This window comes from Undibacterium pigrum, assembly GCF_003201815.1.
Classification (GTDB): Bacteria; Pseudomonadota; Gammaproteobacteria; order Burkholderiales; family Burkholderiaceae_D; genus Undibacterium; species Undibacterium pigrum.
Map to the genome: position 1 here is coordinate 59,427 of NZ_QJKB01000010.1, position 11,689 is coordinate 71,115.

The following is an 11,689-nucleotide window of genomic DNA, read 5'->3' on the forward strand; positions in this document are numbered from 1 at the left end:
GTCTTAGCAGCCCGGTAAGGATAAATAAGGATAAATAAGCAGCGACATGCATTTTTGCTGTCGCTGTTTTTCATGGTGCAAGATAAATCTCCACCCTCTCCTTACCCCGCCCTATATTATTACGTTTTAACCTGATCTGTCCTAACTCACCCGTGCGCCTGACGTGAGTACCGCCACAGGGCACACGTAAAAATCCGGCAATTTCCCAATAACGTCTTTCCGTGGCCTCATCGTCAAAGGCACAATTGATGTCGAGATCGGCAGCGATGATGGCCTGCGCTTGTTCTGCATATGCAGGCAGTAAAGGAGCAATGCTCTCGCTCCAGACAAAATCTATACGCGCCTTGTCCTGCGCGATGTGGGCCCCAGCCTTGCCTATGCCAGGCAGTGATTTATAAAACAATTCCAGTACCAGCTCGGCAGCAAAATGCAGGCGCATGAGACGATACCGTCTCTCCCAGTCTATGCAGACTTCCACGTCCTGTCCCAGTTGCAAGTCATGCGCATCGGCCAATGTATAGATCAGTTCCTGCCCATCCTTGCGTGCGGCCAGAACAGCATGGCCGGCTATACTGCCAGCATCGCTCTCCTGCCCACCAGAAAACGCAAAGAAAATCGTTGATGCAAGACAGATATCATTGCCATCTATCTTGCTGACTTGCGTCAGCAGCCTGGTTTGATAGGGGTCATCCCAAAAAATTTTCTTTGTCATTTGCGTCCTCAAGATACCAGGCGGGCAAAGCTTCGCGACACGCTTTCCAGTTATCAGGAATACCTTCTTCACCAACATACGAGGCGACGACACCGCCTACTATCGCGCACAAGGTATCGCGGTCACCACCAGCGCTGACGGTCAGCCACATTGCTTTTTCAAAATCTTCCAGCGCCTGGGCACAGCACCACAAGGCCAGCGGCACGGTATCCTGAGCCGACATATGATTGCCATTACCCAAAACAGAAACTGGAAAATCCATAGACCCGGCCTTAGCCATGGATTGTGCACGAACCAGTTTCGAACGTACCTCGGTTTGCGGCAAACAGTCAATAATTTTGCCCAGAAATTCTGCATGCGTGGGTCTTATCCCGGCATCTCTGTAAAGGCAAGCCTGGGCTGCACCCAGCGCAACTGCAACCGCTCCGGCTATTCCCTCTGGATGAGCATGTGTTACTTCGGCAGACAAACTGGCTTGCTTCATCAGCAATGACAGGTCATCTGCAAAGTATGCCCCAAGTGGCGCAGCACGCATGGCGGCACCATTGCCATAAGAGCCTTGCCCCTCAAACGCACTGGCAACCACGTCCTGCCAAGGCTCCCCGGCGTCGATGCGAGCCAGGACTCTGTGCATGGATGGACCATAGGCACGGTCATAGCTATAGTGTTTCGCAAAACTTTTTGCGAGTATGTCCTGATCAATTTCACCGTGATTACGCAATACACGCACGATGGACAATGTCATCTCGGTGTCGTCGGTAAAGTACCAGGGGGCACCAGGCAATTGCCTGCCCTCGGCAAACAGCAACTGATTTTCTGTTTGAAAAAAACACTGACCAAAAGCATCGCCTATGGACAGCCCTTCCAGTGACGTCAATGCGCGTTCGAATGAGTTCATTATTGAAATATTTTCTGCACTTAGCGTACAAAATTATCAAAGTGATGCGTCTGGCTAAGCTTAGCTCTTTCAGGCAGTTTCGCGACGAAGCAAAAAAAACTGCATCCCAGATAGCACGCTCGTTGCAATCAACAAGGCGACAGACATGGGTTGCACGAATGCTCCATTCCCCGCAATAAAGAAAGCGCCATGAATCGTCACCGTGAGAAAACCCAGGAATGCGATGAGCTTATAGTAAAAAACAGAGGCTTTCGTATTTATTGCCACCCGGCCTTGCGCATATAAGACCAGGGCAATAATGGGCAAATTCAGTAGCAAGTTGACCTGATTTCCTCCCGGAAGATGGAATAACTCCCACTCATGCCAGTAAGCTGCATCAATCTGATGGGTAATCAAAACAGTGGCGTTGATGAGGAAGAGAATTTGCAGCCGTGGCGTCAATAGCATGGTGGGCACATTTCAAAATGTTTTACTAAAAAGTAAATAGCATTTAGTCTAGCACAGGCAATCCTGTTGACTCTTGCTTTCATTCATCCTTGATGTTATATCCCGCACGTCTCAATATCGGCAAGCCATTTTCTATATTTAGCGTCTGATATCGAGCTTGCCAGCCTTGCTCCATACCGCCAACAATCAGCAAACGCGCAAAACTGGGCAGATGTAAATTGACTTCTCCAATTCCAGATGTCAGCCAGTTTCCCGCCACCGTCGAGCTGGTTTTGAAATGGATATGCAGGGCCGTCGTTTTATATGATTCAAGAAAGGCGGTGAATTTCACTTGTACCGGATAGTCAGCAGTCACGTCGGTGCGTGGCAGATATAAAGCTTTTACAGTCCAGAGAAAGTTGTTGTCGCCTATCTTTAATCGTCTTAATTTGGATTTTGCCATGCGCTTGCTGATGCTGACTTATGCAGCAACAGGGCAACTGCGTCTGATGGATTCATGGCTCATCAAAAATTCCCAGTAGTGTTCGTAGGCTGGCAAATCAGCGATTGACACACCAAGGTCCAGCGCCTTGCGATAAATGATGCTGACAAAAATATCTGCCTGCGTAAATTTTGTGCCAACGGCAAACTGACTGCTCTGCCATAAACGCGGCTGCAGTTTTTGCAGATTCATCAACAGCCACTTTGCTCTTACCGGACGCATCTGATCCTTGTTCCAGTCAGGATGAAAAAATCTCACCGTACTGCTGTTTTGTTGCGGGTGTATGGATGAGTTAACTGCCTCGCAAATTTCACGCACCTGGGCACGGGCAAAGGCTGCTTCGTATTGCAGAGGTGGATCAGGCGCGATCTCTTCAATAAACTCGGCCATAGCCATGGATTCGCTCAAGGCGACGCCATCTACTTCCATCAAAGGTACGCGGGCAAAGGGGCTCAGTAACCGAACCTGTTCTCCAACATCGCCGAGCCCGACATCAATGCGCTCGTACTCAACTTGTTTGTAGTCGAGTATCCACAACAAACGTTCGCAGCAGTTTGCATCTGGTGCGTGATAAAACCTGATTTTCATATTTGACCCTGTCAGTTCTGGACAATGCCATATATTACGCCAGGTATGAATATGTGGCAGCCATCAAAAAAACCCGCCAGGTTGCAGCCTTGGCGGGTTTTTCTTTTTATCTGAAAGGTTTATTCAGAAATCTTTACTGTGCAATGACAGAGATATCATCGATCAGGAAAGATGTCGCTGTCACACTCCCCTCCACACCCACAAAGTACACGCGTATGGTCTGGCCTTTATAGCTGCTCAGATCAAAGGTCTTGTTGACATAAGTCGTACCCTTGTTCAGGTTCGAGTAAGTCGCCAATGTTGCCAGCACCGTACCGCTGCTGTTTTGAATTTGCAGTTTCAGGGTATCGTAAGCCTGGGTCGTGGTGGTCTCGTCGGAACTGACTTTCAGCCAGAAACTCAGGCTGGCAGAAGTAGCCGCGGCAGGGATAGTCACTTGCTGATACAGGGTATCAGTATGGGCGCTGCCATAGCCATTGAGCCAGGCTTTATAGCTGCCTGTACGTGATGCCTCAGAACCACCAGTGCTGATAACTCCTGAGCTGGCAGTCCATGAACTGGCACCACTTTCAAAGCCGCCGTTGCTAATCAACTGCGTGGAGGTACTGTTATTGACAGTAAAACTCACGGTAGAAGAAGTACCAATATTATTGGCGGCATCATAGGCTTTGGCAACCAGGCTATGCGTACCGTTCGACAAAGTAGTTGAATTCAGTGTCGTTGAATATGGTGAGCTTGTGCTGGTCGCCTTCAGTGCACCGTCAACATAAAACTCTACCTTGCTGACACCAACATTATCTGTCGCCGTAGCCGACAAAGTAATATTGCCGCTCGTGCCGCTTTCACTGGCCGATACAGTGGGTGGAGTCGTATCACTGACAGGGTTATTGATAGTGAAGCTCACTGTCGATGACGTGCCAACATTATTGGCCGCATCATAGGCTTTGGCGACCAGGCTGTGGCTGGCGTTAGTCAGGGTCGTGGAGTTCAGCGTCACACTATAAGGCGTGCTGGTGGCAGTGCCTTTGAGTGCACCATCCACATAGAACTCCACTTTGCTGACACCGACATTATCTGTCGCACTGGCAGACAAGGTGATGTTGCCACTAGTACCAGATTCGCCTGCGCTGACTGTCGGTGGTGTGCTGTCCGTGCTATTTGATTGTGTCACCCAAATCGGCGCAGACCACAGGATTTTACCGTCATCCTGCGTGATCTTTGCATAGTAAAAATGCTCACCCACTGCCGGAGTAATCGTTGTCGTTGCAGTGCTGGACAATTGCGTGACTGTGCCATTACGGCCTGGCACGCCTTCATAGATCACCACGGTAGAAACAGTGCGGCCACTGGTGCTGGCGAAATTGCTGACCAGGGTCAATGGACCACTATTGGTGAAACGCTCGCCCATGATATGACCATTCGCAGTCAGGATGATTTGCGAAGTTTTGTCCATGGTGGCAAAGATGCGGCGTGCCTTCATGGCATCGACGAAGTTTGCACTATTCAGAGCAGCGCCGTTTGCCAGCAAGATACCGGTGCGATTGGTATAAGACGCACCCCAGTTGGCACAGTGATTATCCTGGTCTGTGGTGAATGCAACGTGGAAACCGGCTTCCAGTGCCTTGTTACAGGCCCCTTCATAAGTGCTGCGGCTGGTTTCTGTCTCTGTGGTATTGGTCGAAAAAGCAGAAGTATTCAAGACTTCGCAAGCGACCATGGCCTGGTCACCATCTGCGGTATAGCCGAGTGCAGTACCATTGACGAGGAATTGTCCGCTGCTCGATGGGTGATTGAATTGCCCTATCCACCCGCGCTGGCGCATCAAGGTGTACAAGCCAGCATAATCATTCTTGGCAGTCAGCGTATCAGCGATCAATTGATTGCTGCTATTGTATTCCCAACCCAGCAGGTCACTGGAGTTGAAAATATTCATGTGGCCACCGTTGTTGATGACACCCCATTCCAGACCATAAATTGCCAGGAAACCTGCATGGCCAGAATTAAAGCTACTCGCTGCAGCCAGGCCAGATTGAAACAGGTTTTTAGCAGTTGCTGGATTGGCTGATGCATTGGTGCTGTCAGAACCATCGTACATATGGTTATGTTCAGACGTCATCAGGAAATCCAGTCCCTTGTTCAAGGCGTATTGATATGCATCCGTTGGGCCATAAGCGGCAGACTGTGGATTTTGTGCCCCGGTACATGAAGTCAGTTCGCCACCGCCATCACTGTGGTTGGTTTGGCTATGCAGGTTACCGTAATAAATGGTGTAAGGCAGTGAGCCAGTTGCGGGTGCTGGTGGCGGAGCTGCGCCTGCTACGGTTTTAGCTGTAGCAGTGGATGAAGTAAGAAGCGCTTTGCTGGCTTTTGTCGGCAAAGCAGCAAAGCTTGGCATTTTTGGAGTAGGCAGGTTACCGACTTGCAAAGGCCAGCTTTGTGTAATGATTTCAGTGTCGTGGACTGCCAATGCGCGCTCAACAGTGGAGGCAACGGTGCTGGCAGGAGCCGCTTGAATAGCGGACGTGTCCGTTGCCTTGGCGGTAAGCCTTACCTGATAGACGCCGTCTTTCAGTGCAGCACCAGTCGGGCCGCGGCCACTCCAGAACATTTGCGCGGTGACAGTTTTCTTGAACAGCTTTTCAGTACCATACCAGCGATCAACGACTTTACCATCACTGCCCAGCAGCTCCAGGCGCCAGGTGATGGTCTGCTCTTTCGTCACATAGGGGTATTCGAATTCCATCGTAAAATAACGGGATTCGGCACCTGCTTTGGCGTCGGCTCTGTATGGCACATGCAGACTGGCCTCAAACTCATGATGATCCGGGATGGATGCCTGGGCAGTTTGTATGCCCGCGAAACTGACTGAACAAATAAGACTGAGCTGCCATGCCAGCGCTTTTAATTTACTGGCTTGTTGTAAACCTTGCATAAAAAATTCCCCTGATGATTATTGATTTTTGTGTGTGGCTGTCCCACACACATCCTCATTCAGTTGAAATTCTTAAAACAGAGAAAAATCCTGCTCGCGTCAGTGTTCCCGGCAGGACACACTGCGTTTTCTCGCTTCTTTTATTCCAGCCTTGTTCAGATATCTGTAAGCAGCCATTCTTGTACATCTCTACCTATTCTTCTTACCACCATGCTGTCTGCAGCTTTCCAGAAACGAGATTTAACGACAGTTGAACTAAGCAATCGTTTGCGCAAACGATTACTAGATTAACATCCGCCTATGTCAGTTTTGTTACCGTCGGTTGACTTTTTTTAACAAATTTGTGAAAAAACCACTCTTGCTTATTTGTTTGGTGCATTTTGTATGTGTTTGCACCACAGTTTTTATGAGCGCACCAAAACAGAATGGGGGATATTTTTCCAGCAGGAAATTTAAATTTCCTTGGAGAAATATTTTAGAGGAACGACAGTAAATTACTGGACTCAGGCACGCAATGCGGACTGATGCCGCATCAACCAGTCTATCTGTTCTTCAGTATCGGGAACAGTGACACCTCGTGCTTTACTTACCAGCGCCAGGGCGGCGGCGGCATCGAGCCCATTCCTGAGCAAGACTGCTGAAGCAAGCAGGCCTGTGCGCCCTATTCCGGCACGGCAATGGATGGCAGTATTTTTGCCATTGAAAATATCACTATGCAGTTGCGTCACCAGTTTCTGCGTGACAGAAAAGGACAATGGCAGCCCCCTGTCCTTGACAGGAAACTGTATGAAGTCAATCTGATTCTTTAAGCATAAATCAGGCGCCGTCTGCAAACCCAGCTCACGGATTTCGTGGTTCTCCAGCAAAGAGACCAGCCTGTGTATGCCGAATTGCGCGATGCCGCGAAACTCATCCTCTATCCATTCGCCCGCTACAGGCTTGGCCATCACTGCAAGAAAGCCCTGACCTATTTGACTGACTTTATAAATGCCGGGGCGCATGGATAGAGTTCTTCAATATGAATAAATCGATTTTACTTACCAGTATCCTTGAGCATCAATTTCTTGATCATCCCCACAGGTGCGCTGCCATAACTCAGGAATTGCTCATGGAATTGCTTGAGCTTGAACTTGTCGCCCTGCTGTTTTTTGAGCTGCTCGCGGAATTCCAGTATCTCGCTATAGCCGCTGAAATAACTGGTCAACTGAACCGAGGTATATTGCACGCGCAGCCATTTTCCATCGGACTCTGCCTTGGTCTGAAAAGCCTGGTTCGTCAAAAAGTCTTTGGCTTCTGCTTCTGTCATACCCAGTACATGCACTTGATAATCAAGGATGGTATTGCAAACGGCACGCAGGTTCCATTTGTAATACATGAGCCACATCTCTGGCGTGTTATCGCCATAGCCAGACTCAAGCATCATACGTTCGCTATAGACGGCCCAGCCTTCTATCATGGCACCATTGCCAAACAGGGTCTTGATCACTGAGGGTGATTTATTCGCATGTTGTAGCTGGGTGTAATGACCAGGAATGGCTTCATGGATATTCAATATCTGTAAAACCCAGTGATTGTACTCACGCAAGGTGCTTTCAATTTGCTCTGCAGGCTGCCCATCGAATGGGGTGACGTTGTAATAAGTCTTGTCATTTGGCCTGAAGATGCCTGGTGCTTCTATCGAAGCAACGGTGACGCCGCGCTGGTATTCTGGCGTTTCACGGACGACCAGGGGCTTCTTCAAATCCAGGCTGACCAGATCATGTTCGCGTATCCATTTTTCCAGTTGTGGCAATTGCCTGCGGATTTCAGGATACAAGTCTTTTGCCGCCACATGTTTCTCAGACAGTTTGTCGATGACCATGGCAATTTTCTTGACGCGATCAACAGGTTTGGCTTGCCCACCCATGGTTTTTTCCCAGAGTTGGTCAGCCAGTTTTTCCATATTATTGTGTGCTTCGTCCCTGGCTTTCAAGGCGCGCTGGTAAGTTTGCTCTGCTGTCAGCGAAGACTGGATATCAGCAGTAAATTTACCTTCATACAAATCCTTGCCTATACGGAACGAACGGGCAGTGGCAGGATCAAGATTTTTTTCGAGAGTTTCAAGAAACTGCACATAATCAGTGACGGCTACACGTGCGTTTTTCAAACCATCTTGCAACGCCTGTTTGTCTTTCTCATTCAGCTTTTCTTTTGCCGCTGCCTTTTCCAGTTCAAGCAATACCGAGGTGGCACCGGCACTTTGCTTGATTGCCAGACGGGTATGCTCGACTGTGGGGTTCTTGATACTGGCTTTGGCTGCAGCATAGTAGGCAGGTACTGCTTGCAGGCGCTGTATTGCTACCTGTACCCGTTTTGCCTTTGGCGCGAAATCAGTATTAAGAATGGCGTCAAAACTGCCCGCGATATTGTGCTGGCTTGGGTTCCATTCAAATTCACGGAATTGTGTCAGGTACCAGCGCGCAGCATTCAGGTAATTGCGTATCAAAGCCAGATCTGTCTGCTCCTTGGCAGATAAAGCTTCTGCATCGACCTTGGCTAATTGCGCCAGCCAGTTATCGGCAAATGCAACATAAGCATCACGGGTTGCCTGGCTGGGCAAGATCAACTTGTTGGCATCCTGATAGCGGCCTGCAGCCATCGCCATGTCCGGGTCTTGTTGCCACAAAGCGTTCAGGAACGAAGTTTTGATCTGCGCAAAACCCAGGTCGGCTTTTTTACTTGCTACCACTGGGCCAGCAGTTGCAGACATAGTGACAGGTGCAGCCAGCATCAATGAAGAGAGTAAGGTGGTAATCAGAACAGGACGAGCAGAAAAGGCAGGGCGAAGGCGGATAGGCATGGTAGATGTCTCGCAGACTTAATATATTAAGAGGCATGAGGTTAACACAAGATAAGCATGGGCACATGTATTTTTGTTTAATGGCTGCTAAAGAGAGTGGCAGAGAAATCACGCAATGAATTGCTGTCGGAATCATGCATATCTGACCTTAAAGCTCAAGGCTGGGCTTTTATTTGTTACACTCCAGCCTTGGCAAGGGTCACAGCCCTGTTCTTACCACAAAAGAAAAACATGAACACCCCCAACCCCGCTCTGCAATTGCAATGGACAGAAAACGACGAAGCCCGCTCATGCCGCTGGCATTCCGAGAGTGGTGCACCAGCGCCCAAGCGAGTGCAAATTGCCGATGACCGCATGAATGTGGAAACCGCCTACAAGCTGGCCTGCGAAGGCACGGCCCTGCTATGGCGTGGTGATTATCATAATGCCAAACAGTTATTGCAGGCTTTGGCGCGTCGCATCGATAAAAAGCCAGCCAGGGCCACAAAAAAGAACAAGGTGCCTGAATCCGCCAAAGAAGCCTTCAATCTGCGCCGCCAGGCACAATCGCAAAGAGCGCGCGTGCTAGCCATGGTCTTGATCCCCTTTGAAGCTGATTACCGCATCACCTTGCGCCGTGCACCAGATGTAACGCAAGCCTGCAAGGAAGTCTATGGTGAACCCAGCACCGCCTTTGTGGCCTCCCTGCGTGAATTGCTGGGTCTGATAGGTGCGCATGAATGGCGCAAGAATGGCGTAGAGATTGCCGCTCTGGGTGCAAAAATCCACCCTTACTATGGCGTGTTTTCTCCTGTACGCGGTGAATACATAGATTTGCTGGCAAAAGCCTCGCTGCCATCGACCACACTGGCTTTTGACATTGGTGTGGGTACTGGTGTGCTGTCTGCCTTGCTGGCGAAGCGTGGCGTCAAGAAAATCGTCGCTACCGACCAGGACCAGCGCGCCCTCGCCTGCGCCCGTGAAAACATAGACAGGCTGGGCTTGTCCTCCCACATTGAATTAGTACAGGCAGACCTGTTCCCGCCTGGACGCGCGCCCCTGATAGTCTGTAACCCGCCATGGTTGCCGGCACGCCCCAATTCACCAATAGAATATGCCGTCTATGACCCTGATAGCCGCATGCTGCGCGGTTTTCTGACTGGCGTGGCAGAACATCTGGAGCCACAAGGCGAAGCATGGCTCATCATGTCAGACTTTGCCGAACACCTGGGCCTGCGTACTGCGGCAGAGTTGCAAGGCTGGATAGACGCAGGCGGCCTGACGATAGCTGGCAAGATGGATATCAAACCGCGCCACCCAAAATCCACCGATGAAAACGATCCCTTGCACGCAGCCCGCGTCAAAGAAGTTACTTCATTATGGCGTTTGAAATTAAAATAGCATTTGTAGTTGTGGTCAGTAGCCGCCAAGTCACTGACCACCAGAATTGATTAATCGTTTAGAAAATTAGCATCATGATCAACAAACCCGCCCGCATCCTGACCTTTAAATGCAAAAATTGCAGCAAATCCGTCCAGGTTTTCTTGCAAAAAGTCTCTGCCTGCTCACACATTCAACCCTATCAAGGCATTTGCAATTGCGGCGAGATCATGAAACATGCGACTGGCAACAAGGAAGCTGTTCAGTCTTATCTGAGCTCCAATGATGTTTTGTGGTCACATCATCATTGATTCATATGCCAAATGCTGAGAAATGTGAGGATTTCACGAATTAATCCCTTGTGAAATTTGCATTTCCACCTCAGATCAGGTCTATAGCCAGACGAAAGCATTTATAATCCAAGGCTTTGCAGCAGTTTTCTGGAAACAATGAAGGTATTTCGCGGACTTCCAAATGCAGCCTCCCGTGCCCCCTGTGCACTGGCGATAGGCAATTTTGATGGCGTGCATCTTGGTCATCAGACTTTGCTTGCCCGCTTGCGGGATGCCGCCACACGTCTGGGCATAGAAGCTGCCGTCATGACATTTGAACCACATCCACGTGCATTCTTTGCCCAGATGCTGGGTGATCTGTCCAAGGCACCTACCCGTATCGCCAATTTGCGCGACAACATGGCTTCGCTCGAGGCTGCTGGTGTTGACCGCGTTATCGTTGAACATTTCAATGCTCACTTTGCTGCATTGTCACCGCAAGACTTCATAGAAAAAGTGCTGGTCGATGGCCTGCATGTCAAATGGGTCATGGTCGGTGAAGATTTTCGCTTTGGTGCAAAACGCGCTGGTGATGTCGCCACCCTGACCGAAGCAGGCTTACGCCATGGTTTTACCGTTGAAACCCTGCCCTCGGTACAAAACAAGGGTGTGCGCATATCCTCATCTGCAGTGCGCCTGGCACTGGCGAATGGTGATTTTGATGAGGCAGAAGCCTTGCTGGGTCATCCTTACCGTATTTCAGGCCATGTTGTGCACGGTCAAAAGCTGGGGCGCACCATAGGTTTTCCTACGCTGAACCTGCGTATTGCTCATCACCGTCCTGCCCTTAACGGCATATTCATCGTGCAGGTGCACGGCCTGTCAGACCAGCCTTTACCGGCAGTTGCCAGCCTTGGTGTACGTCCTACTGTCGATGACAGTGGCCGTGTGCTGCTGGAAACCCATGTATTCGATTACAGCGGCCATGCTTATGGCAAAGTCGTGCAGATAGAGTTTTTGAAAAAGCTGCGTGACGAAGAGAAATACATAGACTTGCCAACCCTGACAGCGGCCATCAACAAGGACGCTGAACAGGCACGTGCCTACTTCGCCGACAGCCGTCGCCCTGCCCGCTCAGCCACTGACCGAATTTGAAGCTCA

General features: G+C 49.9%; 11 protein-coding genes. 3 read left to right on the plus strand and 8 right to left on the minus strand.

Translation table 11 applies throughout. The features are described from left to right. Positions 1–70 precede the first annotated feature (70 nt). From DFR42_RS22795 to DFR42_RS22830, 8 genes are all read right to left on the minus strand, one after another. On the minus strand, positions 71–712 hold the full coding sequence (locus DFR42_RS22795) for an alanyl-tRNA editing protein (RefSeq protein WP_110257353.1): 642 nt from the start codon (positions 710–712) through the stop codon (positions 71–73). Then, a complete protein-coding gene (locus DFR42_RS22800) occupies positions 687–1,610 on the minus strand; it encodes an ADP-ribosylglycohydrolase family protein (protein WP_110257354.1) in 924 nt (307 codons plus the stop codon). Before DFR42_RS22800 ends, DFR42_RS22795 begins: the two co-directional genes overlap by 26 nt. Before the next feature lie 69 nt (positions 1,611–1,679). Then, positions 1,680–2,057 carry a DUF6713 family protein gene (locus DFR42_RS22805; RefSeq protein ID WP_110257355.1) on the minus strand — a complete coding sequence of 126 codons (378 nt, stop codon included), beginning with the start codon at positions 2,055–2,057 and terminating at the stop codon, positions 1,680–1,682. A gap of 79 nt (positions 2,058–2,136) precedes the next feature. Next, entirely contained in the window at positions 2,137–2,499 is a 363-nt protein-coding gene (locus tag DFR42_RS22810) for a hypothetical protein (protein WP_110257356.1), read from the minus strand. Positions 2,500–2,517: 18 nt separating this feature from the next. Further along, complete coding sequence (locus DFR42_RS22815) at positions 2,518–3,126, minus strand: glutathione S-transferase family protein (RefSeq protein WP_110257357.1); 609 nt, start codon at positions 3,124–3,126, stop codon at positions 2,518–2,520. Between the two features lie 133 nt (positions 3,127–3,259). Then, the gene (locus tag DFR42_RS29310; protein WP_170133644.1) at positions 3,260–6,058 is read right to left on the minus strand and encodes an Ig-like domain-containing protein; all 2,799 of its coding nucleotides are present in this window, start codon (positions 6,056–6,058) and stop codon (positions 3,260–3,262) included. Between the two features lie 503 nt (positions 6,059–6,561). Next, the gene (locus tag DFR42_RS22825) at positions 6,562–7,059 is read right to left on the minus strand and encodes a phosphatase domain-containing putative toxin (RefSeq protein ID WP_110257358.1); all 498 of its coding nucleotides are present in this window, start codon (positions 7,057–7,059) and stop codon (positions 6,562–6,564) included. A 32-nt stretch (positions 7,060–7,091) separates the two neighbouring features. Then, positions 7,092–8,897, minus strand: coding sequence for a DUF885 domain-containing protein (locus tag DFR42_RS22830; protein ID WP_110257359.1), 1,806 nt, complete (start codon positions 8,895–8,897; stop codon positions 7,092–7,094). Positions 8,898–9,128: 231 nt separating this feature from the next. Between DFR42_RS22830 and DFR42_RS22835 the strand changes: the two genes are divergently transcribed. The 3 genes from DFR42_RS22835 to DFR42_RS22845 all read left to right on the plus strand — a co-directional run bounded on the left by DFR42_RS22835 (position 9,129) and on the right by DFR42_RS22845 (position 11,683). Then, positions 9,129–10,277 carry a methyltransferase gene (locus tag DFR42_RS22835; RefSeq protein ID WP_110257478.1) on the plus strand — a complete coding sequence of 383 codons (1,149 nt, stop codon included), beginning with the start codon at positions 9,129–9,131 and terminating at the stop codon, positions 10,275–10,277. Between the two features lie 74 nt (positions 10,278–10,351). Continuing rightward, positions 10,352–10,567 (plus strand): hypothetical protein, encoded by a 216-nt coding sequence (locus tag DFR42_RS22840; RefSeq protein WP_110257360.1) that lies wholly within the window; start codon positions 10,352–10,354, stop codon positions 10,565–10,567. Positions 10,568–10,705: 138 nt separating this feature from the next. Beyond that, complete coding sequence (locus DFR42_RS22845; RefSeq protein WP_110257361.1) at positions 10,706–11,683, plus strand: bifunctional riboflavin kinase/FAD synthetase; 978 nt, start codon at positions 10,706–10,708, stop codon at positions 11,681–11,683. Positions 11,684–11,689: the final 6 nt, after the last annotated feature.